This is a genomic window from Amycolatopsis methanolica 239 (assembly GCF_000739085.1).
Lineage (GTDB): Bacteria > Actinomycetota > Actinomycetes > Mycobacteriales > Pseudonocardiaceae > Amycolatopsis_E > Amycolatopsis_E methanolica.
The window spans coordinates 2884967-2911369 of sequence record NZ_CP009110.1; the positions used below are offsets into that span (position 1 = coordinate 2884967).

Genomic DNA, 26403 nt, shown 5'->3' on the forward strand with positions numbered 1-26403 from the left:
GCCGGGGGCCGCCACACGACGAGAAGAGGAGAACGCATGGGGCGCTGGGCGGATCACGCGATCTGGTGGCACGTCTACCCGCTCGGTTTCACCGGCGCGCCTGCCAGGGCGCTCCCGGCCGGCAGCGAGCCGCAGCACCGGCTCCGGCGGCTGGAGAACTGGCTCGACTACGCCGTTGAACTGGGCTGTTCCGGTCTGATGCTGGGGCCGGTGTTCGCGTCCGAGACCCACGGCTACGACACGGTCGACCACTTCCGGATCGACCCGCGGCTGGGCGACGACGCCGATGTCGACCGCCTCGTCGCCGCCGCGCACAGGCGCGGACTGCGGATCGTGCTGGACGGTGTTTTCAACCACGTTTCGCGCGCTTTCGGGCATCCGGAGTGGTTCCGCCGCGACGGCGCCGACTACGCGGTGTTCGAGGGGCACGCCCATCTGGTGGCGCTGGACCACGCCCAGCCGGCGGTCGCGGACTACGTGGGCCGGGTCCTGGACCACTGGCTCGGCCGCGGTGTGTCCGGGTGGCGGCTCGACGCGGCGTACGCCGTGCGGCCGGAGTTCTGGGCGCGGGTGCTGCCCGGGGTGCGGCGGCGGCACCCGGACGCGTGGTTCGCCGGTGAAGTGCTGCACGGCGACTACGCGTCCTACGTGGCACGCGGCGGGCTGGACACGGTGACGCAGTACGAGCTGTGGAAGGCGATCTGGAGCTCGCTGCACGACGGGAACTTCTTCGAGCTGTCCTGGGCGCTGAAGCGGCACGACGAGCTGATGGGGTCGTTCGTGCCGCAGACCTTCGTCGGCAACCACGATGTCACGCGGCTGGCGAGCCGCCTGACCGACGAGCGGCACCTGGCGCACGCGCTGGCGGTGCTGTTCACGGTCGGCGGCGTGCCCAGCGTCTACTACGGCGACGAGCAGGCCTTCCGCGGCGTCAAGGAGGACCGGGAGGGCGGCGACGACGAGATCCGCCCGGAGTTCCCGGCCGACGCGGGGCAGCTCGCGCCCTGCGGCTGGCCGGTGTACCGCCTGCACCAGCGGCTGATCGGCCTGCGGCGGCGGAACGCGTGGCTGGTGCGGGCGCGGACGGAGGTCGAGCACCTGACGAACCGGGCGATGGCGTTCCGCTCCCGCTCCGGCGACGACGAGATCCTGACGCTGCTGAACACCAGCGACGACGCGTACCGGTTCCCGGTGGACATCGACGGGCTGCGGGTGCTGGACTCGTCGTCACCGGACGGGAAGGCGCCGCTGCCCACGCTGCCGCCGCACGGGTGGGCGGTGCTGGGCCGGGCGTCTCAGTAGAAGATCGGGCCCGGCGTGCCGCCGCCGGCCGGGATCGCGTCGCCGGTGATCGCGGCGCTGCGCGGCGAGGCGAGGAACGTGACGACGTCGGCGACCTTGGCGGCGGTGAGCATCCGGCCGATCGTGCTGCCGCAGCCGAGCAGCGCCTCGGCCTCCGCTGCGGTGATGCCCCGGGCGCGCGCGACGCCCTCGACCATCGCCGGGGTGCGTTCGGTGACGGTCAGCCCGGGGTGCACGACCGTCACGTTGATCCCGTGCGGGCCGAGTTCGTCGGCGAGGTTCTTGGTCAGGGCGGCCACGCTCACGGTACGGATCGAGCCGAACGGGCTGCCGGTGCGGCGCGCGTTGAGGCCGGAGACGTTCACGATCCGTCCCCAGCCGCGCTCGGCCATGTGCGGCGCGACGGCGCGCGCGAACCGCAGGTAGCCGAGGACCTTCGTCTCGATCTCGGTCCGCAGGTCGTCGTCCTCGAGAGCGGCGAGCGTGGTGGGTTTGGTGGGGTCGGCCGGTTGGGCCGCGGAGTTGACCAGGATGTCCACCCCGCCGAACTCGTCCACGGTGCGCGCGACCGCGGCGCGCACGGCCTCGTCGTCGGTGACGTCCGCGGGGACGGAAAGCGTGTGCCCACCGATCCGGGCGCGTGCTTCCGCGAGCGCCCGCGCGTCGCGGGCGACGATCGCCACGTCGGCGCCTTCGGCGGTCAGCGCCTGCGCGACCGCGAACCCGATGCCCCGGCTGCCGCCGGTGACGATGGCCTTCTTCCCGCCAAGCCGGAGATCCATTCCGGGATTGAACCAGAGCCGCTGCCCGACCGAGCGTGGCGCGCGGCTGGGCGCGGCAGTCCGGTCGGGCGCGGCGTTGTCCGGTGGCCGCGCACACGGAGCCGCCAAGCGGAGCGCGGCCGCTTCCAGGGCACACGCCGGCTCGGCTGCGCTGCTGAGGGCGGCTCGCGGCGGGGGCTGTCCGGAAGGGGCGCTCAGGCGGTCTCCTCCGGGCGGCGCCGCTCGATCATGGTGTCCGGGGCCGACTCCGGCACCTCGGTGCGCAGGTCGGAGTCCCGCAGCACCTCGCGCGCCTGCGCCTCCGGGTCGGCGCTGCCGGCGTGTTCTTCTTCGGGCAGCAGGGTCGAGCGCGTCTCCGCGCGGTCGTCCACCGCGTTGCGCTCGTCGAACACCCGTGGCCGGTCGAGGTCGTGCTCGGCACGGACGCGGTTCTCCTCGGCGGGCGACATCTCGGTGGCGCCCAGATCCAGTGGTTCCTCGTTGCGCGGTGTCACGCGGGTCGGCTACCCGATCACCGGGGCCGCCACACCCCGCGCGGCCCGGCGCGCGGGCCGCGCGGGGTCGGGTCAGCGGATCCGCTGCTCGGTGGCGGCCTGCGCGGCCTCGGTGATCTGCGTGCTCGCCGAGGCGCCCGGCCCGCTGACCTGCGCGGCGGCCGTCGAGTAAGCCGTCGCGGACGGATACGGCCTGCGCGTGCGCGACGTGCACGTGGGCCTTCCGGGAAGCCTGCCGCGGACCATCGCGGGCAAACCGGCGCGCCCCGCCTGCCGGAACGCGTATCTGGCGAGCGCGCCGGCCGTTTCCTAGGGCGCGGCCTCGAGGACGAAGAACAGGAACGCGGTCTTCGTAGACAGCGATTCGAATCGCCGGGGAGAGTTCGCGGGCGGCCGAGTCGGGTTGTGGCTCGACGAGGGCGGCGAGGCGGAACCCGGCGTCGGTGAAGGCGCCGGTCATCGCGTGCAGCGGGCGCCGCCAGAACCGCATCGGAACGGTCTGGCCGCCGAACGTCCACTCGAAGGAATAACTGGTGGTCGCGAAGTAGTCGGGCCGGGGCTCCTGGATCGTGTAGGCGACGAACGGGTGGTCCACCGACGCGATCGGGCGGCCGCGGGGCCGGAGCACCCGCCGCAGCTCGGCCAGCGCCGGTTCCCAGTCCTCCAGGTAGTGCAGCACCAGGGAGGCGACCACGTCGTCGAACGCGCCGTCGGCGAACGGCAGGGGATCGTACAGGTCCGCCAGGCGGAGCGGCACGTCGTCGCCGAGACGCCGCCTGGCCAGTGCGAGCATCCCGGCGCTGGCGTCGATGCCGGTGACCTCCGCGCCGCGGTCGCGCAGCGCGGCGGTGAGGGGCCCCGCGCCGCAGCCCGCGTCCAGGATCCGGCGGCCGGCCACGTCCCCGGCGAGGGCCAGCATCGCGGGCCGCTCGTAGTACGCGTTCAGCAGGCTGTTCTCGTTCTCGGCGACGTAGGCTTCGGCGACGCTGTCGTAGTCGTTCACCCGGCGGCGGGCGTCAGCAGTTCCGTCGCCCGCAGCGCGATTTCCAGCCGCAGCCGGTGTTCCGGGTCGTTCAGCCGCACGCCGAACAGTTCTTCGATCCGCCGCATCCGGTAGCGCACCGTCTGCGGGTGCACGCCCAGCCGCTCGGCCATCTCCGGCGCGCTTCCGCTGGACTGCAGCCAAGCCAGCAGCGTCTGCCCGAGCCGCGCGCGCTGCTTGTCCGCCAGCCCGTGCAGCGGCCCGAGGCACGCGTCCCGCAACTGTCCGATCAGGAACTCGTCCGCCAGCAGCCACAGCGTGGCCAGGTGGTCGTCGGCGTGCAGCACCGGCTCCCGCGGGAGGATGCGGCGCACGCTCAGGTCCATCGTCCCGCGCGCCCAGCGCAGCGACACCGCCGCCTCCGCCAGTGGCACCCGCGGCCCGATCGCGACGCGCCAGCCGCGCAGCGCGGCCTCCAGGCCCTCCGGCGGTGCGGCCGCGAGCAGGCACGGCTGCGGGCTCTCCAGATCCAACAGCACCTCGGCGGGCAGCGCGGGCGGCGGCAGCCGGTGCTGGTCGCGCCGCGGCTCCAGCGCCATCGCGACCACCTTCTCCGGTACGTGCCACCCGGCGGCCGCCGCCAGCCCCTCGACCGCCTGCGGCGCTGGCGCGGGCTCGGACAGGACCAGGCCGAGCAGCTGCCTGCGCTGCCTGGCCCGGGTGCCGGCCGCGCGGGCCTGCGCGGCGCGGTAGCCCTGCACCGACAACGCGGAGATCTCGTCCACATAGGCCAGCACCGCTTCGGCGCCGGTGTAGAGGAGATCGGAGGGCAGGCCCTTCGCCTGGCCGACCTTGCCGATGTAGCGCCACGCGGCCAGCCCGCTGACGCGGTAGGCGGTCTGGATCTGGTCCAGCGGACGCCCCTCGCTGTACTCGATGCGGCCGAGGTGCCGGAGCACGCCGATCCAGTTGTCCTGGGACACCGCGTGGTTGCCGAGGTTGTCCAGGCACTGCCCGACCGCCTCGCGCACCCCGCGCACGATGACCTCGCCGAACGGCCCCGCGAGCGGGCGGGCGTACTCCGGCACCGTCCGCTGGATCTCGGCCAGGATGACCCGCGTGAGCGCGTCCGCGTGCGGGCGGAACACCGCGGCCACCTCGCGCGGCAGCGACGCCCACAGCGTGCTCGCGCGCCCCTGCGCCGGAGCCTCACCGGGCGGGCGGCGCGGTGCTCCCGGTCCGCAGCGACGAGGGAGAGCGCTTTCCCGCGGCCAGCCCCGAACCGGAACCCGCCTGAACGCAGAACTCGCACACCTGAGCGCGGAACTCGCGCGCCTGAACGTGGGACTCGCGTGGCTGAGCGTGGGATTCGCGCGCGGCGCGAGTTCTGCGTTCGCGGGTGCGAGTTCGACGCTGGCGGGCGAGAGTTCTGCGCTCGTGAGCTTGAGTTCTGCGCTCGCCGGTCAGCCGCGTCAGCCTTGTCAGCCGCGGGTCAGGCCTTGCGCGGCGGCGCCGCGGCTGAGGACCACTTCGCCGGTCCGCGCGAGGGCTTCCGCGGCGCGCGCCCGGTCCAGGGCGGGGTCGTCGACGGTGCGCAACCGGATCGGCGGGCCGAGGTCGATCACCGTGGGGACGTACTCGGCCCGGTCCACCGTCCAGCCGTCGCCGGCGCGGGTGAAGTGGAACCGGCCGATCAGGCCCTCCTCGGTGGTGCCGCGCGGCTCCGAGTGCCTGGCGATCGAATTGCCCAGCCCGTAGGCGACCCACTTGCCGCCGATCTTCTCCATCGGCTGCACGACGTGCGCGTGGTGCCCGATGATCAGGTCCACCGCCGGGTCGGCCAGCACCCGTTGCGCGATCTGCCGCTGCGAGGCGGTCGGCTCGTGCTGGTACTCCGTGCCCCAGTGCAGGCTCGCGATCACCACCTGCGCCCCGGCCGCCCGCGTGGCCCGCGCTTCCGCCAGCACCGCGTCCGCGTCGAGGGTGTTCGACACCCACTGCTTGCCTCCGGGCAGCTTCTTGCCGTTGAACCCGAACGTGTAGGACACGTGCCCGACCTTCACGCCGCGCACGTCCAGCACCAGCGGCGTGCGGGCCTCCTGCTCGGTCCGGGCGGAGCCGGTGTGCCGGATGCCGGCCTCGTCCAGCTCGTCGAGCGTCCGATCCACGCCGTCGGTGCCGGTGTCGATCGTGTGGTTGGACGCCGTCGAGCAGTCGTCGTACCCGGTGTCGGCCAGCGCGTCGGCGATCTCCGGCGGCGCGCTGAACTCCGGGTAGCCCTGGAACGGGCCCGCCGCGGGGGCGAGCGGCGTCTCCAGGTGGCACACCGCCAGGTCCGCGGAGCTGATGTCGTCCCGGATCCCGGCCAGCAGCGGCCGGTAGTCGCGGGTCCCGCCGCCGTCCGCGACCGCCTGGTCGGTCAGCGCGGGGTGGATCAGCACGTCCCCGGTCGCCGCCACGGTGAACCCCGGGCCTGCGGACGGCGCCGCCGTGGGCGGAGCGTCCGGCTGCGGCGGGGCGTCTTCGTCCGGCGCGAAGCAGGCGGCGAGCAGCGCGCCCGCCGTCAAGCCCGCGAGAACCAGACGGATGCGCATGGTTCCCGATCCTGCCAGAGGCCCACTCCCGGTGCGGCTCGGCGCCGGGAGTGGCCCCAAGGTCACCCGGTCAGGCCTACAGCGACCCCGACAGGGCGGTGGCGTCGCGACGGAGGGTCTCCGACGCGACCCGGTCCGGCACGTTCCACCGCTGGCCGGCGAGGACGCCGAACAGCCGCAGTGCCTCCTGCGCCGGCCGGACCCGGCCGGCCTTCGCGTGCGACTCGGCGAGGTCCAGGGTGCCGCGCAGCTGCATCGCACCCGCCTTGGTCACCCAGCCGGCGTCGCGGAACCGGTCGATCAGGGCGCGGATGTCACCGAACGACGTCCCGGTCGTCAAGTTCACGGCCTTGGTCGTGGTGAGCCCGGCCTGGTCGGTCAGGGTCACCGACAGCTGGTGCGCCCCGAGCGGCAGCCGCCACAGCTCCAGCGGCTTGCCCGGCGTGACCGGCTGACCGTCCACCGTGGCCTGGACCGCGGCGACCCCGGACGTGGCGTCGGTGGCGGTGACCACTGGTATCAGCGCCGCGGAGTCCCCGAAGGCCTGTCCCTCGGTCGCCCCGGCGACCGTCACCGCGGGCGCGGTCTTGTCGATCTTGACCGTGAGCGTGCCCGGTGCGGAGACGTTGCCGCCGTTGTCCGTCGCCCGGTACAGCACGGTCGTCGTGCCCTCGGCCGACAACGTGACCGGGTTGGCCGCGTTCGCCCAGGTGACGCCGTTGTCCACGGAGTACTGCCGACTGGACACCGTGCCGTTGTCGGTCGCGGTCACGGCCGGCGTCACGTTGCCCGTGTACCAGCCGTTCGCCCCGGTCGGGGCCGACGGCGTCAGCGCGGCCGACACCACGGGCGGCGTCTTGTCCGCGACCCCGGCGCCCTGGAAGGTGAAGGCGTCGACGTCGACCCCGCCGCTGGAGGTGACGAACAGGTTGCCCGCGCCCGAGGGCAGCCCGGTCAGCTGCGTGGTCACCGTCTGCCAGCCGTCGCCCGCCGGGACGTCCACCGTGGCGAACGGCGCCGCGTCGGCGGCGTTCCACCGCAGCTGCAACTGGCCGGCGCCGTGCGCCTCGGTCTGCACACCGGTGATGCCGCTGAAGTTGACCGGGGCGTAGCCCAGCCAGTCCCCGGCGTCGAAACCGGTGACCGAGCGCAGCCCGGACGCGGTCGCGTCGTCGGTGATCGTCACGCCGCTGGTCTCGTCCGCGTGCTCGCCCTGCGTGAGCTTCGGGTTCAGCACGGCCTGCGCCTCACCGGTCGCGGGCGGCACGCCACCTGCGCCGTTGTCGGTGTAGGTCACGTTGAGCACGCCGAAGACGTTCTCGGTCTCACCGTGCCCGGCGTCGGTCGGTGTGGCCACAGCGCCGGTGCAGCCGGTGCCGCTGTTGACCGGGTGCCCGTGCTGGTTGTGGCCCAGACCGAGGGCCCACGCCACCCGGCTGCACACCGGGGTGGTGCCGTCCTCCGGATCGTTGACCGTCACCGCGTAGGGGATCGCGTCGCCCCAGTCGAAGAACCCGCCGTGCACCGGGGCGGTCAGGCCCACCGTGGGCGCGGTGTTGCCGGTGGTGACCTGCTCCGACGTCAGGCCGTGCTTGCCCGCCGGGTCGGTGACACGCAGCCGTGCCTCGACCTGGCCGTTCTCGGTGTAGGTGTGGGTGGCCTGCGGTCCGGTGGCGTCGAAGGTGCCGTCACCGTCGAAGTCCCACTCGTAGGTCAGCGCGCCGCCCTCGGGGTCGCTGGACGCGCTGCCGTCGAAGGCCACGGTCAGCGGCGCCTGCCCGGACGACGGGGTCGCCGTCATCCGCGCGGTTGGGGCCTTGTCGCCCGGCGCGAAGTCGATCCGGTACAGGCCGGCGTCCGGGTTCTGCCGGAAGAAGCCGTCGCCGTAGTCCAGGACGTAGAGCGAGCCGTCCGGACCGAACTCGAGGTCCATCGGGTTGTCCCAGATCGGCTGGCCCAGCGTGGACAACTCGGCGTTGGGCAGGAAGTTCTCCAGCTTCGTCACCGGGCCGTCCGGGCCCGACAATGTGAACGCCGCGACGTAGTCCTGCGAGAACTCGCCGAAGAACGCCTTGCCGTCCCAGTACTCCGGGAACTTTGTCGGCGACGGGTTGTTCGCGTCGTAGTGGTAGACCGGGCCGCCCATCGGCGCCTGGCCGGTGCTGGAGCGGAACGCGGTCAGCTCGGGCGACGGCTGGTCGCCGTCCTTGTCGCCGTACCAGAGCGTGGCCGGGGTGGGCGGCGGCAGCTCGCGCAGCCCGGTGTTCCAGCGCGAGTCGTTGACCGGCGCGGCGCAGTCGAAGGCGGGGCCCGGGGTGAGCGTGGCGAAGTCGAAGTCCCGGTAGGGCTGGGAGTTGTCGGCCGTGCAGAACGGCCAGCCCGAGTTCATCGCCTTCGTCGTGGTCTGCCACTCGACGTAGCCCATCGGGCCGCGGTTCGGGTCGGCGGTGCCGGCGTCGGGGCCGTAGTCGCCCCACGTCACCGCGCCGGTCGCCTTGTCGACCGTCATCCGGAACGGGTTGCGCAGGCCCACCACGAAGATCTCCGGCCGCGTCGGCGGGGTGCCGGGGGTGAACAGGTTGCCCTCGGGGCTCATGTAGGAGCCGTCCTCGTTGACGTGGATGCGCAGGATCTTGCCGCGCAGGTCGTGGTGTTGCCCGAGCCGCGCCGCTCGTCGAGGCCGGGGTTGTAGCCGGGCGCGTCGTTGATCGGCGTGTAGCCGTTGACGTTCGGGCCCGAGGCGGGCGTGTTGCCGCCGGTCGACAGGTACAGGTTGCCCTGTGCGTCGAAGTCGACGTCACCGGCGACGTGGCAGCACTGGCCGCGGTTGGTCGTGATGCGGATGATCTCCTGCTCGGTGCTCAGGTCCAGCGACTCGCCGGTCCACTTGAACCGCGACAGGACGTCGTAGCCCTCCCACTGCTTCCAGTACGAGTCGTCCGTGCCCGCGGGCAGCGTGTCGGCGCGGAGCCGGCGGGGGTGTTCAGCTTGGGCGAGTAGTAGAGGTAGACCCAGTGGTTCTCGGCGAACCCGGGGTCCAGGGTCACCGTCTGCAGGCCCATTTCCGAGTTCTGGTAGACGGGGATGGTGTTGACGACCTTCGTCACGCCGGTCTTCGGGTCGGTCAGCCGCACCTCGCCGCTGCGCGCGGTGTGCAGGACGCGGTTGTCCGGCAGCACGGCCAGGTCGATGGGCTCGCCCACGTTCTTGGTGAGCGTGATCTTCTCGTAGTTCTCCCAGTGCAGGGTGGCGTCTTCGTCGTGGGCCGCGGCGGGCACGGCGAGGCCGAGCACCGGCAGGGCCGTCACCGCGGCGGCGGTGATCAACCGTCTGAGGGCAGGATGCATCGCGAGATCACTCCGGTGGGATTTCGACGGGGAGGGGAGGGGTCAGCCGCGCAGGTTCTCCAGCGCCTGGTAGCTGCGTAGCGCCGCGGCGAACGAGCCGGGCGGGTTGGGCAGCGTGCTGGGCGCGGTGTCCTGCTCCCAGATGCCGTGGTAGCGGCCGCGTCCGTTGACCCGCTTGAGGAACCGGCGGTAGGGCAGGTCGCCCGCGCCGAACTCGACGATGTCGTAGCCGTTCGGGTTTTCCGGGTTCTCGTCGCCGTCCTTGAGGTGCAGCAACGGGTAGCGGTGCGGGGCCCGGGTGATGTAGTCGGCGGGGTCGAAGCCGGGGAAGCGGTACTGGCCGACGTAGGCCCAGTACACGTCCATTTCGAGGTAGACCAGGCGCGGGTCGGTGTGCTCCAGGAAGACGTCGTAGAGACGGACCTCCGGCTGGTCGGTGGCGAAGGCGAACTCGCCCGCGTGGTTGTGCTGGTAGAACGTCAGGCCGCGGGCGCGTGCCGCGGCGCCGAAGGTGTTGAACTCCTCGGCCGCCGCCCGGTAACCGTCCACTGTGTCCACGTTGCTCGGGGCGTTGGCGGTGCCGATGTGCTTGAGCCCGAGGATTTCCGCGTTGTCGAGTTCGCCCTGCAGGTTGGTGCGGAAGTTGTTGAGGCCCACGTGGCTGCCGACCGCCTTGAGCCCGAAGTCCTTCAGCAGCTGGGCGATCTCCGGCACGGTGATCTGCCGCCCGAGGATCGAGGTGCTCTGGGTGTAGCCCGCGAACTCGATCTCGCGGTAGCCGATGCGGGACAGCTCCTCGAACACGGCCCGCAACCCGAGCTGGGAGACCTTGTCACGGACGCTGTAGAGCTGGATGCCGATCTGGTTCTGCGGGACGAGGCGGCCGCCGCCCTGGCTGGCGACGGCGGGCAGCGATCCGGCGAGCGCCGCGGCGCTGACCGCGACGGTCGCCCCCGCCGCGGAGCGCAGGAAACCGCGGCGGTTGAACGACGAGTGGGACACGGATTTCTCCTTCAGCCGAGTGTGAACCGACCCCTTGCCACGTGCGCCGGCCAACGTAGGCAACTTCCGCCGAAGGTTTCCAGAGTTTCGGATTTCGCGGAACAAAGTTCGGCCGCGTCTGCTCAAAAGGGGCGGCGGCGGGTCTACAGTCGGTGCACGCGCGAGCAGCGAGGAGGCTGGTGCCCCCATGACCACCAGCGGTTTTCCCCCGTCGGCCGAGACCCGTGAGCAGGCCGGGCTGCTCGCCCTGGTGCGGGACGAGGGCCCAATGGCGCGGGTCGAACTGGGTGAACGGCTCGGCGTGCCACGGGCCCGGCTGGCCGCCGAGATCACCCGGCTGGCCGAAGGCGGGCTCGTGGAATCCGGCGGTCCGGCGGCGAGCCGCGGCGGGCGCCGGTCGACGCTCGTGCGCCTGGCCGACGACTTGCGGTTCCTCGGCGTCGACGTCGGGGCGACCTCGGTCGGCGTCGCGGTGACCGACGGGCGGTGCGAGGTGCTGGCGCACGCGGTGGAGGAGTGCGACGTGCGCCGCGGGCCGGTGCCGGTGCTGGACCGGGTCGAGCAGCTGGCGGCGAAGGTGCTGCAGGACGCCCCCGGGCGGCTCGCGGGCGCCGGGATCGGGCTGCCCGGGCCGGTGAGTTTCCGCGACGGGATGCCGGTGGCGCCGCCGATCATGCCGGGCTGGGACCGCTTTCCCGTGCGTGACCGGCTCGCCGGGCACTGGGGCTGCGCGGTGACGGTCGACAACGACGTGAACGTGATGGCGCTGGGGGAGCGGCACGCGGGGGTGGCCAAGTCGCTCGACGACCTGATCTTCGTGAAGGTGGGGACCGGCATCGGCGGCGGGATCGTCGTCGGCGGGCGCGTGTACCGCGGGGTGGCGGGCACGGCGGGCGACATCGGGCACATCAAGCTCGACGACTACGGTCCGGCGTGCGCCTGCGGGGAGGCGGGGTGCCTGGAGGCGTACTTCGGCGGGGCGGCGCTGGCGCGGGACGCGCTGACGCTGGCACGCAGCGGGCGGTCGCCGTACCTGGCCGAGCTGCTGGCGGACCGGCCCGTGTTGACCGCGCGGGACGTGGCGGAGGCGGCCCAGGCCGGCGACTTCGCGGCGGTGACGCTGGTCCGCGAGGGCGGGCGGCGGCTGGGGCAGGTGATCGCGTCGCTGGTGAGCTTCCTGAACCCGGGGATGGTCGTGATCGGCGGCGGCGTGTCCCGGCTGGGGCATACGCTGCTGGCCGAGGTGCGGTCGTCGGTCTACCGGCGGTCGCTTCCCCTGGCGACCGGGAACCTGCCGATCGTGCTCTCGGAGCTCGGCGACCAGGCCGGCGTGATCGGGGCCGCCTGGCTGGCCTCCGACCACGCCTTCAGCGTGCCGGCCTGAACTCGGTGCGGGTGGCTCGGCGTGGCGCGCAGTGGTGTGGGTGGCGGGGCCGCGGGTGCGCCGGATGACGCGATGGTGCGGGTTGATGTGGGGCGGTGGTGGCACTGGCCGCGCGGGGCTGTGGGTGGCTCGGGGAGCGCGAAGTCGTGCGGGTGGCGGGACAGCGCGGGTGCCGCGGGATGGTTCAGGGGGCGCGGGTGGTGCGGTGGCGGTGCGGGACGCGCTGACGCTGGCACGCAGCGGACGGTCGCCGCATCTGGCCGAGCTGCTGCCGGACCGGTCCGTGCTGCCCGCGCGGGACGTGGCGGAGGTGGCGCGGGGCGGCGGCCGCGAGGTGGCGTGGGTGGCTGGGCGTTTCGCGTGGCGGGGGCAGCTCGTGCGTGCGCGATGGCGCATCTCGGCCCGCGCGGGCCGCGTTCCCGGGTGATCGAGCACGGGTGATCGCTCGCACCCGCGCCGCTGTTCTGTTCGGTTTGCGCGTGTACGTCACGGTGCGGGCACGCTTCGCAGGCACGGTCTCGCGACTTTCACTGAACGGAAGCCTGACATCAATCGTGCACACTTTCGGCAGTGCGGTTCAAAAGTAACGATCTGACTGTTACTCCTTTTGCCGGATTGTGGCAGAAGTACCCCGCCAGTCAGAGTAGGCGGCGTACGCCAGAGCACTGAGACGGCAGCACTGAGACCGGCCAGTTTCCCAACGAAGTGGAGCGTCCGCGGTGCCCCAACCTTCCGACCGGCCGAACGACCGTGCCGGTGTCCGCAGGGCGAACCTCGCCCTGCTCGTCCGGCTCCTGCGCCGCCACGGGGGGCTCTCCCGCGCGCAACTGGCGACCCTGAGCGGCCTCAGCAAGGCCACCGTCTCCGGCCTCGTCGCCGAGCTGGAGATCCGCGAGCTCGTCCAGGCGGGCGGCCGCCACGAGGGCGGCCAGGGCAGGCCCGGCCAGCTCGTCGAACTCCGGCCGCGCGGCCGCTGGGGCATCGGGCTCGAGGTGGACGAGGACCACGTCGGCGCGACGGTCCGCGATCTCGCCGGCACCGCCACCACCCGCCGCCGCGCCGCGTGCGACGTGCGGGCCCTCGGTGCGGAGCGCACCCTCGACGAACTCGCTGCGCTCGTGCTCGCCGCGCGGTCCGAAGTGGACGATGTCGCCGGTATCGCGGTGGCGGTGCCCGGCCTGGTCGACGCCGCGACCGGCGCCGTCCGCCTCGCGCCCGGCCTCCGGTGGCGCGGCCTCGCCCTCGCCGACGGGCTCGCCGCCCGCACCGAATTCCCCCTCGACCGCATCGTCGTCGGCAACGACGCCAACCTCGCCGCGCTCGCCGAAGCCGACGACGGCGCCGCCCGCGGCTGCTCCGACGTCGTGTTCCTGCACGGCGGCATGGGCGTCGGCGCCGGGCTGATCACCGGCGGCGGCCTGATCGGCGGCGCGGCGGGCGAGGTCGGGCACCTGTCACTGGAACCCACCGGCCGTCCCTGCGTCTGCGGCCGCCGCGGCTGCTGGCAGACCGCCGTCGGCATCGACCCGTTCCTGCACTCGCTGGCCGGCCCCGGCGACCTGGTCCACGACCCGTCCCTCGACCTGGCCCAGCGCACCGCGATCGTGCGGCGGCGCGCGCAGGACGGCGACCGACGCGTCCTCGACGCGCTCGTGCAGCTCGGCGCCGCCCTCGGCCACGGCGTCGCGGTCCTGGCCGACGTGCTCGGCCCGCGGATCGTGGTCCTCGGCGGCTACTTCGCGCCGCTGTGCGAGTGGCTCGCCGAGCCGGTCCGCGCCGAACTCGCCGCCCGCTCGGTGACCGCCGAGACCGGCGGCCCCCGCATCGTGGCGTCCCGGCTCGGGTTCACCGCGGTCGGCACCGGCGCGGCGCAGGCCGCGATCCGGCCCCTGCTGGACGATCCGACGCTGGCCCCGGCCGGCGCCCCGGTGAGCGTGGAGGCGTGATGACCGAAGACCTGCTGTCCATGCGCGGCATCGTCAAGACGTTCCCGGGTGTCCGGGCGCTGGACGGTGTCGAGCTGTCGGTGCGGGCGGGGGAGGTGCACTGCCTGCTCGGCCAGAACGGCGCGGGCAAGTCGACCCTGATCAAGGTCCTCGCCGGCGCCCACCAGCCGGACGCGGGCGAGATCCGCTGGCTCGGCCGGCCGGTCACGCTGTCCTCGCCGGTCGTGGCGCTGCACCGCGGCATCGCGACCATGTACCAGGAGCTCGACCTCGTCCCCGCGTTGTCGGTGTCGGACAACATCTTCCTCGGCCACGAGCCGGCGCAGGCCGGCTTCACCCGCGACCGGCAGGCCCGCGTCAAGGCCGCCGAGCTGCTCGCGCGGCTCGGCCACCCGGAGATCCACCCCGACCGCGAGGTCGGCGACCTGTCCGCGGCCGGTCAGCAGCTCGTGTCGATGGCCCGCGCGCTGGCCCACGACGCCCGCCTGATCGTGATGGACGAACCGACCGCCGCGCTCGCCGCCGACGAGGTGGACAACCTGTTCCGCATCGTCGCCGAGCTGACCGCCGAGGGGGTCGCCGTCGTCTACATCTCGCACCGGCTGGAGGAGATCCGCCGCATCGGCAACCGCGTCACCGTGCTCAAGGACGGCGCCACCGTCGCCGCCGGGCTGGAGGTCGCCGACGTGACCACCGACCACCTGGTGTCGCTGATGTCCGGCCGCCGCGTCGAAACCGTCTACCCGGAACGCCTGGAATCCACAGTGGACAGCTCAACCGAGCTGCTGCGCGTGGAGAACCTGACCCGCCGCGGCGAGTTCGAGGACGTCAGCTTCACCTTGCGGCGCGGGGAGATCCTCGGGGTGGCCGGACTAGTCGGCGCCGGCCGCAGCGAACTGCTGGAGACCATCTTCGGCGGCCGCAAACCGGATGCGGGCAAGGTCTTCGTCGAGGGCAAGCGCCTCAAGCCGGGCGACGTGCCCAGCGCGGTCAAGGCGGGGATCGGCCTGGCGCCGGAGGAACGCAAGAGTCAGGCGCTGCTGCTGGAGATGTCGGTGGCGCACAACGTGACGCTGGCCAGCCTGCCCGCCTACAGCCGCTTCGGTTTCACCGACCGCGCCCGCGAAATCGGGGACTCGGCCGAACGCTTGCGGCAACTGGACCTGCGCCCGGCCGACCCGCGCCGCCCCGTGGGCACGCTCTCCGGCGGCAACCAGCAGAAGGCGGTCGTGGCGCGCTGGCTCGTGCGCGGCTGCTCGATCCTGCTGCTCGACGAGCCCACCCGCGGCGTCGACGTGGGCGCGCGGGCCGAGCTGTACCGGCTGATCCGCGAGCTGGCCGCCGGCGGCGTCGGGCTGGTGCTGGTCTCCAGCGAGATGCCTGAGGTGCTCGGGCTCGCCGACCGCGTGCTCGTGATGCGGGAGGGTCACGTGGTCCGCGAGGCGCCCGCGAGCGAGCTGACCGAAGCAGACGTGCTGAATCTGGTGATGGAGGGAAGTGCGGCATGACGAAGGACCCCTCGTCGGTGTTGCCCGAGGCCACGCAGGCCCCGCCACCCCGGGCCGCGCCGCCGGCCTCGAAGGCCGCGCGCGGCCGTTTCCGGGTGGACGTCCGGCTTGCCGGGCTGTTCGGGGTGTTCGTCCTGCTGTGCCTGGTGGGCTGGCTGACCCGGCCGGACGCGTTCTTCACCGAGGGTAACCTGTCCACCATCCTGCGGCTCGCGGCCGCGATCGGCGTGGTCAGCGTCGGCATGACGTTCGTGATCATCAGCGGCGGCATCGACCTGTCCGTCGGTTCGATCGTGGCGCTGTCCAGCGTGTGGGCGACGACGCTCGCGACGCAGGCCTACGGACCGGTGGTGATGGTGATCTGCGCGCTCGCGGTCGGTCTCGGCTGCGGGCTGATCAACGGCGTGCTGGTGTCCTACGGCAGAGTGGTGCCGTTCATCGCGACGCTCGCGATGTACGCCTCGGCACGCGGGCTCGCCGAGCGGATCAGCGGCCGGCAGACGCAGGTCGTGCGGGAGACCGGTTTCCTGAGCTTCTTCCGCGGCGACTTCCTCGGCATCCCGGTGCTGATCTGGATGTTCGCGCTGGTGTTCGTGGTCGGCTGGGTCCTGCTCAACCGCACCACGTTCGGCCGCCGCACGTTCGCCGTCGGCGGCAACACCGAGGCCGCGCGCCTGGCCGGCATCAACGTCAAGCGGCACACCGCGCTCGTCTACGGCGTGGCCGGGTTGTGCTGCGGCATCGCGGCGATCATGGTGGTCGCGCGCACCACCTCGGGCGCCTCCACCAACGGCCTCTACTACGAGCTGGACGCGATCGCCGCGGTCGTCATCGGCGGCACCCTGCTCACCGGCGGCCGCGGCACCCTGATCGGCACGCTCATCGGCGTCCTGATCTTCACGGTGCTGGGCAACATCTTCACGCTCAACAACCTCGACACCGACATCCAGAACATCGCCAAGGGCGCGATCATCGTCCTGGCCGTCCTGCTGCAGTTCCGCACCAACCGCGCCCGCAAGTCCACTTAGGAAAGACGAACCCCGAAACTCCCGACGACGACCACTGGAGCTCGCCATGTCCGGACCATCCTCCCTCGCCCGCCGCCGCTTCCTCACCGGTGGCGCGGCCGTCGGTGCAGGCGCCCTGCTGGCCGCCTGCACCTCCAACGAGTCGCCGCAGTCGGCCCCGCAGGCCGTCGCGGGCAACGCGGGCCAGAACTCCCAGCCCGGCCAGCACGTCACCATAGGCTTCTCCGCGCCTGCCGCCGACCACGGCTGGATGGCGGCGATGACCAAAAACGCCCGCGCGCAGGCCGGCCAGTTCTCCGACGTCACCTTCACCGCCACCGAGGGCACCAACGACGTCAACCAGCAGATCGCCCAGGTCGAGACGCTGATCAACCAGAAGGTCGGCGTCCTGGTGATCCTGCCCTTCGACGGCAAGGCGCTGACCCAGGTCGGCCAGCAGGCCATGGACGCCGGCATCCCGGTGGTCAACGTGGACCGGGTGTTCGACACGCCGCTGGCCTACCGCACCTGGATCGGCGGCGACAACTACCGGATGGGCGTCAACGCGGGCAACTACATCGCGGGCGAGCTGAAGAAGAAGGGCGTGGCCAGCCCGGTGATCGGCGAGGTCGCCGGCATCGACTCGCTGCCGCTGACCCAGGAGCGCAGCCAGGGCTTCCGCGACGCGCTGGCCAAGCACGGGTTCGCCGTCGGCCCGCGCGTGTCGGCGCAGTTCACACCGGAGAGCGGCGAGCAGATGACGTCGAACCTGCTGCAGTCGGCGCCGAAGCTGGACGCGCTGTGGAACCACGACGACGACCAGGGCATCGGGGTGCTCGCGGCGATCGACAACGCGCGCCGCAACGAGTTCTTCATGGTCGGCGGCGCGGGCTCGCGCAACATGATGGACCTGATCAAGGCCGACAGCAGCGTCATCAAGGCGACCGTGCTCTACAGCCCGTCGATGGCGTCCTCGGCGATCGCCCTGGCCCGGCTGCTCGGCCAGGACAAGGGCATCGGCGACCTCGCCGAGCACGAGATCCCCGCGAACGTCACGACCTACTCGGCCGTGGTGACCAAGGAGAACGTCGATTCCTATGCCGATGTCGCCTTCGACTCCTGACCCCGCGGGCGTCTCGATCGGGGTGGGCATGGTCGGGCACGCCTTCATGGGCGCCGTCCACGCCCACGCGTGGCGCTCGGTCCACCGGTTCTTCGACGTGCCACTGGTGCCGCGGCTGGCGGTCCTCGGCGGCCGCGACCCGGAGCGCACGAAGGCCGCCGCCGCCAAGCAGGGCTGGCCGGACGTCGAGACCGACTGGGCCACCCTGGTCGCGCGCGACGACGTCGGCATCGTCGACATCTGCACGCCGGGCGACTCGCACGCCGAGATCGCGCTGGCCGCGCTCGCCGCGGGCAAGCACGTGCTGTGCGAGAAACCGCTGGCCAACTCGGTCGCCGAGGCCGAGGAGATGGCCGCGGCCGCCGAGCGCGCCGCGGCCAACGGGCAGCGGGCGATGGTCGGGTTCAACTACCGGCGGGTGCCCGCGATCGCGCTGGCCCGCAAGATGGTCGCCGAGGGCAGGCTGGGCACCATCCGCCAGGTGCGGGCCGCCTACCTGCAGGACTGGCTGGCCGACCCGGCCACTCCGATGACCTGGCGGCTGCGGCGGGACAAGGCCGGGTCCGGCGCGCTGGGCGACATCGCCGCGCACGCGGTGGACACCGCCCAGTTCGTCCTCGGCGACCGGATCAGCGGCGTCTCGGCGATGACCGAGACGTTCGTGCGGGAGCGGCCGCTGTCCTGGGAGCCGGGAAGCGCGCTGGGCGAGGTCGACGTGGACGACTGCGCGGTGTTCCTGGCACGCTTCGCCGGCGGCGCGGTCGCCACGTTCGAGGCCACCCGGTTCGCGCTGGGCCGCAAGAACGCGCTGCGGCTGGAGATCAACGGGTCGCGGGGCAGCCTGGCCTTCGACTTCGAGTCGATGAACGAGCTGTCCTTCTACGACGGGGACGACGACCCGGCCGAGGCGGGCTTCCGGCGGATCCTGGTGACCGAGCCGGACCACCCCTACGTCGGGGCGTGGTGGCCGCCGGGTCACCTGCTGGGTTACGAGCACACCTTCACCCACGAGATCGCCGACTTCCTCACCGCCATCGGCGAGCAGCGCGACCCCGAACCGGGGTTCGCCGACGGCCTGCAGGTCCAGCGGGTGCTGCACGCGGTGGAGGAGAGCGCGGGCAACGGAACGTCCTGGGTCGGCGTATCAATGTCGACCGAAAGGGTGATCGATGCCTGAGAGAACTGGATTGTGGCTGGTCGGTGCGCGTGGCTCGGTGGCCACGACGGCGATCAGCGGGCTGCTCGCGATGCGGTCCGGCCTGGCCGGGCCGGACGGCTGTGTGACCGAGCGGCTGGACGTGGCCCCCGGCGTGCTGCCGGGCTGGGACGAGCTCGTCGTCGGCGGGCACGACCTGGTGGACACGCCGCTGGAGAAGAAGGCGGAGCAGCTCACCGCGGGCGGGCTGCTCCCCGCCGGCCTGCTGCCGGCGATCCGCGACGGCCTGCGCGCCGTCGAGGCCGACCTGCGCCCGGTGCCCAGCGGGCGCACGCAGGCCGAGGCCGCCGCGCGGATGGCCGACGACCTGCGCGAGTTCCGCACCCGGCACGGCCTGTCGGCCGTCGTGGTGATCAACGTCTCGTCCACGGAACCCCCAACCGCGGACGCGCCGGAGCACCACGACCTCGACGCGCTCGTGGCGGCGATGGACGAGCCCGGCCGCGAGGTGCTGCCCGGCAGTTCGCTGGCGGCGTTCGCGGCGGTGTCGGCGGGGTGCCCCTTCGTGGACTTCACGCCGTCGACGGGCATCCGGTTGCCCGCGCTCACCGAATTCGCCCGGCGGCAGGGGCTGCCCTACGCCGGGTCGGACGGCAAGACCGGTGAGACGCTGCTCCGGTCGGTGCTGGCGCCGATGTTCGCGGCGCGGGCGCTGAAGGTGCGCTCGTGGTCGGGCACCAACCTGCTCGGTGGCGGCGACGGCGCCACCCTGGCCGACCCGGTGAAGGCGGCGGGCAAGCTGGAGTCCAAGGCCCGCGGGCTGGCGGCCCTGCTCGGCGACGACGTGGTGGCCCCGCTGCACATCGACCACGTGCCGGACCTCGGCGAGCAGAAGACGGCCTGGGACCACGTGTCCTTCGAGGGCTTCCTGGGCGCGCGCATGACCCTGCAGTTCACCTGGACCGGCTACGACTCGGCCCTGGCCGCGCCGCTGGTGCTGGACCTGGCGCGGCTGACCGCGGCCGCGTACCGGGCAGGCGAGACCGGGCCGCTGGGGCAGCTCGCGTTCTTCTTCAAGGACCCGGTCGGCACCGGCGAGCACCGCTTCGCCGAGCAGGCGCGGGTCCTGGCCGAGTGGGCATCGTCGCTGGGACGGCAGAAGTGAACCCGTACGTGCAGCTCGTGCGGGCACCGGCCGCGCTGAGCGTCCTCGGCGACACCGTCGCGGGCGCCGCCGCGGCCGGTCGTCCGTTGCGGGGACGGCGGCTCGCGCTGCCGCTGGCCTCGGTGGCGATCTACTGGTCCGGCATGGCGCTCAACGACTGGTCCGACCGCGAACTGGACGCGGTCGAGCGCCCGGAGCGGCCGATCCCGTCCGGCCGGGTCAGCCCGCAGCGGGCGCTCGGCGTCGCGGGCGGGCTGACCGGTGCGGGCCTCGGGCTGGCCGCGGTCGCCGGTGGCCGCGACGCGCTCAAGGTCGCCGCGCCGCTGGCCGCGGCGGTGTGGGCCTACGACACCGTGCTCAAGCAGACCCCACTCGCGCCGGCCGCGATGGCGCTGTGCCGCTCGCTGGACGTGCTCCTCGGCGCGGGCCGATCGGGCGCGGCGAAGGCGCTGGTCCCGGCGGCGGTGCTCGGCGGGCACACGCTCGGGGTCACCGCGTTGTCGGCGGGCGAGGTGCACGGCGCGTCGCCCGCGCGGGCGGCGGGCGCGCTCGCGCTGACCTCGGCGTCGGCCGCCGCGGCGGTGTCCGGGCGCGGTGGCGCGGCCGGGCACCGGGTGGCGGCGCTGGCCGCGGCCGCCGGCTACGGCGTGAGCGTCGGGTCGAAGCAGTACGCGGCGGTGCGCAAGCCGACCGCGGCCGTGGTCCGGACGGCGACGGCCGCGGGCATCCACGGCATGGTTCCGTTGCAGGCCGCGCTCGCGGCCCGGCGCGGCGGGGTGCTTGGCGCGGGCCTGGTCGCACTGGCGCTGCCGCTGGCCAAGCGGCTCGGCCGGAAGGTGAGCCCGACATGAGCGGCTACCACCTCGGCTACGGCACCAACGGCTTCGCGGGCCACCGGCTGGACGACGCGCTGGCCATCATCGCCGGCCTCGGCTACACCTCGGTCGCGCTGACGCTGGACCACCAGCACCTCGACCCGTACGCCGACGACCTGTCCGCACGCGTGGACCGGGTCGCCGCGCGGCTGGACGAGCTGGGCCTGCGCTGCGTCGTGGAGACCGGCGCGCGGTTCCTGCTCGACCCGTGGCACAAGCACGAACCGACCCTGGTCAGCGAGAACGCGGACAAGAGGCTGGACTTCCTGGCGCGGGCGATCCGGGTCGCGGAAGGCCTGGGCGCCGACTGCGTGTCGTTCTGGTCCGGCGTGTCCACTGTGGACGAGGCGACCGCGTGGGAGCGGCTGCGGTCGCGGATGCCCGCGGTGCTGGCCGAGGCGGACCGGCGCGGTGTCCGCCTCGGCCTCGAACCGGAACCCGGGATGCTCGTCGAGACGCTGTCCGACGCGCTGCGCCTGCGCGCCGAAACGGGTGATCCGGACTTGCTCGGGATCACCCTCGACGTCGGGCACTGCGTCGCCGTGGAGCCGCAGGACGCGGCCGCGTGCATCCGGCAGGCCAAGGGCCTGCTGGTCAACGTGCAGCTGGACGACATGCGGCCGGGGGTGCACGAGCACCTCGAGTTCGGCGACGGGCAGCTGGACCTGCCCGCCACGCTCACCGCGCTGGACGAGATCGGCTACACCGGGGTGGCCGCGGTCGAGCTGCCCCGGCACAGCCACGCCGCGCCGCAGGTCGCCCGCGCCGCGCTGACCGCGTTGCGGGCCGCGCGGCTCGACCAGTCCTGGCTGGGCGAGGCGCAACGGCGCATCGCCGGTGACCCCACGGCCGTGCGGACCCTGTTCCCGGCGGCCGGACGGCACGTCGGGCGGGGGCCGCTGCACCCGGGCTCCGATCCGGACGGCCTGGTCCACGGCACCGCGGACGACCTGGCCCGGACCCGGCTGCTGACCACGCTCGCCGCGGCACTGCCCGCCGGGGAGTTCGCGGCGGAACTGGCCGACCTCTACCGCTACGGCGACGGCGCCGAGCGGCGGGGCGTGCTGCGGGCGTTGTCCGCGGTGGGCGACAAGGCCGTCGCCACCGGCCTCGAACTGGTCCGCGACGCCCTGCGCAGCAACGACACCGGCCTGATCGCCGCCGCGCTCGGCCCGTTCGCCGCCCGCCACCTCGACCAGCACGGTTGGCGCCACGGCGTGCTGAAGTGCCTGTTCACCGGCATCCCGCTGGCCGCGGTCGCCGAGCTGGACCGGCGGGCCGACGACGAGCTGCGCCGCATGATCACCGACTACGCGGGGGAGCGCAGGGCGGCCGGCCGCGCCGTCCCCGCCGACGCACTCCGCTTCCTGGAAGAGGCACCCTGATGCGCCTGTTCGATCCGCACATCCACATGACCTCCCGCACCACCGACGACTACGAGGCCATGTACGCCGCCGGCGTGCGGGCACTGGTCGAGCCGGCGTTCTGGCTCGGCCAGCCGCGCACCGGCGTGTCGTCGTTCACCGACTACTTCGACGGCCTGATCGGCTGGGAACGCTTCCGCGCCGCCCAGTTCGGCATCCGCCACCACTGCACCATCGCGCTGAACCCCAAGGAGGCCAACGACCCGCGCTGCACGCCGGTGCTGGACGTGCTGCCGCGTTACCTCGCCAAGGACGGCGTGGTCGCGGTCGGCGAGGTCGGCTACGACTCGATGACCCCGGCCGAGGACGACGCCTTCGCCCGCCAGCTGGAGATGGCGAAGGAGCACGACCTGCCGGTGCTGGTGCACACCCCGCACCGGGACAAGCTGGAAGGCACCAAGCGCACGCTCGCCGTGGTGGCCGAGTCCGGCATCGCGCCGGAGCGGGTCGTGGTCGACCACCTCAACGAGGTCACTGTCGGCCTGGTCAAGGAGTCCGGCTGCTGGATGGGCTTCTCCATCTACCCGGACACCAAGATGGACGAGCAGCGCATGGTCGCGATCCTGCGCGAGCACGGCACGGAGAAGATGCTGGTCAACTCCGCCGCCGATTGGGGCCGCTCGGACCCGCTGAAGGTGCACAAGACCGGGCTGGCGATGCTCCACGGGGGGTTCACGGAGTCCGATGTGGACACCGTGCTGTGGGACAACCCGGTCGCCTTCTACGGCCAGAGCGGGCGGCTGGTGCTCGACGAGCTGCCCGGCTTCAGCGCGGCCAAGGAGACCTTCGAGGGCAACTCCGTGCTGCGCGGCGGGCGGGACGAGGCGGTCGCGTGACGCCCCTGTCCTACTGCACCAACGTCCATCCGGCCGAGGACCTGCTCGGGGTCCTCGGTCAGCTCGACTCCTACGCGCTGCCGGTGCGGGAGCGGCTGGGCGCCGACCGGCTCGGGCTCGGGCTGTGGCTGGCCGCCGACGTGGCGTCCGCGCTGGCCGCCGATCCGGCCGAGCGCAAGCGGTTGCGCGCCGAGCTGGACGCCCGCGGGCTGGAAGTGGTGACGCTCAACGCGTTCCCGTACGGCGGGTTCCACGACCCGGTGGTCAAGCAGAAGGTCTACCGTCCACGGTGGACCGACCGGGCACGCGCGGAGTACACGCTGAACTGCGCGACCGTGCTGTCCGGGCTGCTGCCCGACGACGCCGCGTTCGGCAGCATCTCCACGCTGCCGCTGGGCTGGCGCGAGCCGTGGACGCCGGAGGACGACACGGCGGCCCAGCGGCTGCTCGACGAGGTGACCGCCGGGCTGCGCGCCCAGGACCGCACGATCCGGCTCGCCGTCGAGCCGGAACCCGGCTGCATCCTGGACACCGTGCACGACGCGGTGACCTGGCTGGCCGGGCGGGTCGATCCGGCGCACGTCGGGCTGTGCCTGGACACCTGCCACCTGGCGGTGTCCTTCGCCGACCCGGCCGGCGCGGTCGCCGAGATCACCGCGGCCGGGCTGGACGTGGTCAAGGTCCAGATGTCGGTCGCCCTGCACGTCCCGGACCCGCGCGACCCGGCGGCCCGGGAGGCCCTGGCGGCGTTCGACGAGCCGCGGTACCTGCACCAGACCCGGGAATCGTCCGGCGGCGACGTCCGCAAGGCCGACGACCTGGGCGAGGCGTTCGCGGACCTGCCGGGGGAGGGGCCGTGGCGCGTGCACTTCCACGTGCCGCTGCACGCGACCCCGGCGGCGCCGCTGTCCTCGACCACCGGGGTGCTGTCGCAGGCCCTCGCCGCGCTGCCGCCGGAGCCGGCGCACCTGGAAGTGGAAACCTACACCTGGACGGTGCTGCCCGAGGCGCACCGGCAGGACCTCATCGGCGGGATCGCGGCGGAACTGTCCTTCGCCGCGGGATTGGTGGCACCGAAGTGAAACCGCTCCTGGTGCTCGACGTCGTGGGGATGACCCCGCGGCTGCTCAGGCACATGCCGAACGTGGCGAAGCTGGCGCAGCAGGGCTGGCAGGCGCAGCTGGACACGGTGCTGCCCGCGGTCACCTGCAGCGTCCAGTCCACGTTCCTGACCGGGCGCATGCCCAGCGAGCACGGCATCGTCGGCAACGGCTGGTACTTCCGTGAGCTCGGCGAGGTCTTCCTGTGGCGCCAGCACAACAAGCTGGTCGAGGGCGAGAAGCTGTGGGAGACCGCGCGGGCCGAGCACCCCGGCTACCGCGCCGCCAACGTGTGCTGGTGGTACGCGATGGGTGCGACCACCGACCTCACCGTCACGCCCCGGCCGATCTACTACGCCGACGGCAAGAAGGCGCCGGACTGCTACACCCGGCCGCCGCAGCTGCACGACCGGCTCACCTCGCGGTTGGGCGAGTTCCCGCTGTTCCAGTACTGGGGCCCGACCGCCTCGATCGCCTCCACCGACTGGATTGTCGGGGCGACCTCGGCGATCCTGCGCGAGGACCGGCCGGACCTGACGCTGGCCTACCTGCCGCACCTGGACTACGACCTGCAGCGGTTCGGCCCGGACTCGCCGCAGGCCATCGCGGCCGCCCGCGCGGTGGACGCGTCCGTCGCGCCGCTGCTCGACCAGGCCAGGGCGGACGGCGTCGGGGTCGTGGCGCTGAGCGAGTACGGCCTCACCAACGCGCACCGGCCGGTCGACGTCAACCGGCTGCTGCGCCGCGAGGGCCTGCTGGAGGTCTACACGCAGGACGGCATGGAGTACCTCGACCCGTGGACCTCGCGGGTGTTCGCCGTCGCCGACCACCAGGTGGCCCACGTCTACGTGGCCGACGAGGCGGACCTGCCGCGGGTGCGCGACCTGCTCACCCAACTGTCCGGTGTGGACGAGGTGCTGGACCGGGAAGCCCAGGCGCGGTACGGCATCGACCACCCGCGGGCGGGCGAGTTCGTGGTGACCGCGGAGCCGGACGCGTGGTTCACCTACTACTACTGGCTCGACGACCACCGCGCGCCGGACTTCGCGCGTGGCGTCGAGATCCACCGCAAGCCCGGGTACGACCCGGCCGAGCTGTTCTTCGACCCGGCCGATCCGCTGGTCAAGGCCAAGGCGGGGCTGAACCTGGTGCGCAAGAAGGCCGGCCTGCGGTACGCGATGAAGACCACGCCGCTGGACCCGGCGCCGGTGCGCGGCTCGCACGGACGGCTGCCCGACTCGCCGGACGACGGGCCGGTGCTGCTGTGCGGGGACGCGGGCGTGCCGGAGCGGGAGCGGCTGGCCGCCACCGACGTCCGGGACCTGCTGCTGAGTGTGCAAGGACTGAAGGCGAGCGAAGGGAGCCGGCGATGAGCCGTCCGGTCACGTTGTTCACCGGCCAGTGGGCCGATCTGCCGTTCGAGGAGGTGTGCCGGCTCGCGTCGCAGTGGGGCTACGACGGGCTGGAGATCGCGTGCAGCGGCGACCACTTCGAGGTCGACCGCGCGCTCGCCGAAGACGACTACGTGGCGGGACGGCACAAGATCCTGGCGTCCTACGGCCTCAACGTGTGGGCGATCTCGAACCACCTGGTCGGGCAGGCGGTGTGCGACGACCCGATCGACGAGCGGCACCGCAACATCCTGCCCGCCCGCGTCTGGGGCGACGGCGAGCCCGAAGGCGTGCGGCAGCGGGCCGCCGCGGAGATGGCCGATAGCGCCCGTGCCGCGGCGAAGCTCGGCGTGGACACCGTCATCGGCTTCACCGGGTCGAAGATCTGGAAGTACGTGGCGATGTTCCCGCCGGTGTCGCAGGAAGTCATCGACGACGGGTACGCCGACTTCGCCGCACGCTGGAACCCGATCCTCGACGTGTTCGACGAGGTCGGGGTGCGGTTCGCGCACGAGGTGCACCCGTCGGAGATCGCCTACGACTACTGGACGACCCGCCGGGCGCTGGACGCGGTCGGCAACCGCCCGGCGTTCGGGCTGAACTGGGACCCGTCGCACTTCGTGTGGCAGGACCTGGACCCGGTCGGGTTCATCCTGGACTTCGCCGACCGGATCTACCACGTCGACTGCAAGGACACGAAGAAGCGGTTCGACGGCCGCAACGGGCGGCTTGGCTCGCACCTGGCGTGGGCGGACGCGCGCCGCGGCTGGGACTTCGTGTCCACCGGCCACGGCGACGTGCCGTGGGAGGAGTGCTTCCGCGCCCTCAACTCGATCGGCTACCGCGGGCCGATCTCGGTGGAGTGGGAGGACGCCGGCATGGACCGCCTGCGCGGGGCGGAGGAAGCGGTCGGCTTCATCCGCAACCTGCTGTGGGACAAGCCGTCGGCGGCCTTCGACGCCGCCTTCAGCACCGAGAAGTGAGG

Annotated in this window: 23 protein-coding genes and 1 pseudogene; 16 read left to right on the forward strand and 8 right to left on the reverse strand. The window is 73.0% G+C overall.

The features are described 5' to 3' along the window. Window positions 1-36 precede the first annotated feature (36 nt). Complete coding sequence (locus AMETH_RS13810) at window positions 37-1302, forward strand: alpha-amylase family protein (protein ID WP_017982077.1); 1266 nt, start codon at window positions 37-39, stop codon at window positions 1300-1302. On the opposite strand, the gene AMETH_RS13815 is transcribed toward AMETH_RS13810, so the two are convergent. Further along, on the reverse strand, window positions 1296-2084 hold the full coding sequence (locus AMETH_RS13815) for an SDR family NAD(P)-dependent oxidoreductase (protein WP_017982078.1): 789 nt from the start codon (window positions 2082-2084) through the stop codon (window positions 1296-1298). The two genes, AMETH_RS13810 and AMETH_RS13815, sit on opposite strands and share 7 nt — an antisense overlap. Window positions 2085-2278: 194 nt before the next feature. Continuing rightward, window positions 2279-2578, reverse strand: a complete 300-nt coding sequence (locus tag AMETH_RS13820; protein ID WP_017982079.1) for a hypothetical protein — start codon at window positions 2576-2578, stop codon at window positions 2279-2281. Between AMETH_RS13820 and AMETH_RS13825 the strand changes: the two genes are divergently transcribed. Next, window positions 2565-2750: a hypothetical protein gene (locus tag AMETH_RS13825; RefSeq protein WP_017982080.1), complete on the forward strand. Its 186-nt coding sequence runs from the start codon at window positions 2565-2567 to the stop codon at window positions 2748-2750. The genes AMETH_RS13820 and AMETH_RS13825 overlap by 14 nt on opposite strands. Window positions 2751-2887: 137 nt before the next feature. Here AMETH_RS13825 and AMETH_RS36720 read toward each other — a convergent pair. The 6 genes and pseudogenes from AMETH_RS36720 to AMETH_RS13845 all read right to left on the reverse strand — a co-directional run bounded on the left by AMETH_RS36720 (window position 2888) and on the right by AMETH_RS13845 (window position 10503). Next, a pseudogene (locus AMETH_RS36720) lies at window positions 2888-3581 on the reverse strand (class I SAM-dependent methyltransferase). Next, window positions 3578-4741, reverse strand: a complete 1164-nt coding sequence (locus AMETH_RS13830; protein ID WP_026153085.1) for a helix-turn-helix domain-containing protein — start codon at window positions 4739-4741, stop codon at window positions 3578-3580. The pseudogene AMETH_RS36720 and the gene AMETH_RS13830 overlap by 4 nt, the downstream one beginning before the upstream one ends. A gap of 300 nt (window positions 4742-5041) precedes the next feature. Beyond that, window positions 5042-6154: a CapA family protein gene (locus AMETH_RS13835; protein ID WP_017982082.1), complete on the reverse strand. Its 1113-nt coding sequence runs from the start codon at window positions 6152-6154 to the stop codon at window positions 5042-5044. A gap of 76 nt (window positions 6155-6230) precedes the next feature. After that, entirely contained in the window at window positions 6231-8750 is a 2520-nt protein-coding gene (locus tag AMETH_RS13840) for an OmpL47-type beta-barrel domain-containing protein (RefSeq protein WP_017982083.1), read from the reverse strand. Between the two features lie 265 nt (window positions 8751-9015). After that, window positions 9016-9480, reverse strand: coding sequence for a PQQ-dependent sugar dehydrogenase (locus AMETH_RS39175; RefSeq protein ID WP_209436868.1), 465 nt, complete (start codon window positions 9478-9480; stop codon window positions 9016-9018). 63 nt (window positions 9481-9543) lie between these two features. Next, entirely contained in the window at window positions 9544-10503 is a 960-nt protein-coding gene (locus tag AMETH_RS13845) for a sugar phosphate isomerase/epimerase family protein (RefSeq protein WP_017982084.1), read from the reverse strand. A gap of 187 nt (window positions 10504-10690) precedes the next feature. Between AMETH_RS13845 and AMETH_RS13850 the strand changes: the two genes are divergently transcribed. The 14 genes from AMETH_RS13850 (at window position 10691) to AMETH_RS13915 (ending at window position 26401) form a co-directional block, all read left to right on the forward strand. Continuing rightward, window positions 10691-11887 (forward strand): ROK family transcriptional regulator, encoded by a 1197-nt coding sequence (locus AMETH_RS13850; protein WP_017982085.1) that lies wholly within the window; start codon window positions 10691-10693, stop codon window positions 11885-11887. A 205-nt stretch (window positions 11888-12092) separates the two neighbouring features. Continuing rightward, a complete protein-coding gene (locus AMETH_RS40105) occupies window positions 12093-12314 on the forward strand; it encodes a hypothetical protein (protein ID WP_017982086.1) in 222 nt (73 codons plus the stop codon). A gap of 292 nt (window positions 12315-12606) precedes the next feature. Next, window positions 12607-13833, forward strand: a complete 1227-nt coding sequence (locus tag AMETH_RS13860; RefSeq protein WP_017982087.1) for an ROK family protein — start codon at window positions 12607-12609, stop codon at window positions 13831-13833. After that, the gene (locus AMETH_RS13865; protein ID WP_017982088.1) at window positions 13833-15341 is read left to right on the forward strand and encodes a sugar ABC transporter ATP-binding protein; all 1509 of its coding nucleotides are present in this window, start codon (window positions 13833-13835) and stop codon (window positions 15339-15341) included. The genes AMETH_RS13860 and AMETH_RS13865 overlap by 1 nt, the downstream gene beginning before the upstream one ends. Further along, a complete protein-coding gene (locus AMETH_RS13870) occupies window positions 15338-16369 on the forward strand; it encodes an ABC transporter permease (protein WP_017982089.1) in 1032 nt (343 codons plus the stop codon). The genes AMETH_RS13865 and AMETH_RS13870 overlap by 4 nt, the downstream gene beginning before the upstream one ends. A gap of 46 nt (window positions 16370-16415) precedes the next feature. After that, the gene (locus AMETH_RS13875; RefSeq protein WP_017982090.1) at window positions 16416-17471 is read left to right on the forward strand and encodes a substrate-binding domain-containing protein; all 1056 of its coding nucleotides are present in this window, start codon (window positions 16416-16418) and stop codon (window positions 17469-17471) included. Next, window positions 17452-18648, forward strand: coding sequence for a Gfo/Idh/MocA family protein (locus AMETH_RS13880; protein ID WP_038533004.1), 1197 nt, complete (start codon window positions 17452-17454; stop codon window positions 18646-18648). The genes AMETH_RS13875 and AMETH_RS13880 overlap by 20 nt, the downstream gene beginning before the upstream one ends. Further along, window positions 18641-19792 (forward strand): inositol-3-phosphate synthase, encoded by a 1152-nt coding sequence (locus AMETH_RS13885; protein WP_167345521.1) that lies wholly within the window; start codon window positions 18641-18643, stop codon window positions 19790-19792. The genes AMETH_RS13880 and AMETH_RS13885 overlap by 8 nt, the downstream gene beginning before the upstream one ends. Next, window positions 19789-20643, forward strand: a complete 855-nt coding sequence (locus tag AMETH_RS13890) for an SCO3242 family prenyltransferase (RefSeq protein ID WP_017982093.1) — start codon at window positions 19789-19791, stop codon at window positions 20641-20643. The genes AMETH_RS13885 and AMETH_RS13890 overlap by 4 nt, the downstream gene beginning before the upstream one ends. Further along, complete coding sequence (locus AMETH_RS13895; protein ID WP_017982094.1) at window positions 20640-22052, forward strand: EboA domain-containing protein; 1413 nt, start codon at window positions 20640-20642, stop codon at window positions 22050-22052. Before AMETH_RS13890 ends, AMETH_RS13895 begins: the two co-directional genes overlap by 4 nt. Then, on the forward strand, window positions 22052-22927 hold the full coding sequence (locus AMETH_RS13900; RefSeq protein ID WP_017982095.1) for a TatD family hydrolase: 876 nt from the start codon (window positions 22052-22054) through the stop codon (window positions 22925-22927). Before AMETH_RS13895 ends, AMETH_RS13900 begins: the two co-directional genes overlap by 1 nt. Continuing rightward, window positions 22924-24009 (forward strand): metabolite traffic protein EboE, encoded by a 1086-nt coding sequence (gene eboE, locus AMETH_RS13905; protein WP_017982096.1) that lies wholly within the window; start codon window positions 22924-22926, stop codon window positions 24007-24009. The genes AMETH_RS13900 and eboE overlap by 4 nt, the downstream gene beginning before the upstream one ends. Continuing rightward, on the forward strand, window positions 24006-25400 hold the full coding sequence (locus AMETH_RS13910; protein ID WP_017982097.1) for an alkaline phosphatase family protein: 1395 nt from the start codon (window positions 24006-24008) through the stop codon (window positions 25398-25400). Before eboE ends, AMETH_RS13910 begins: the two co-directional genes overlap by 4 nt. Continuing rightward, window positions 25397-26401, forward strand: a complete 1005-nt coding sequence (locus tag AMETH_RS13915; RefSeq protein ID WP_017982098.1) for a sugar phosphate isomerase/epimerase family protein — start codon at window positions 25397-25399, stop codon at window positions 26399-26401. The genes AMETH_RS13910 and AMETH_RS13915 overlap by 4 nt, the downstream gene beginning before the upstream one ends. Window positions 26402-26403 lie beyond the last annotated feature (2 nt).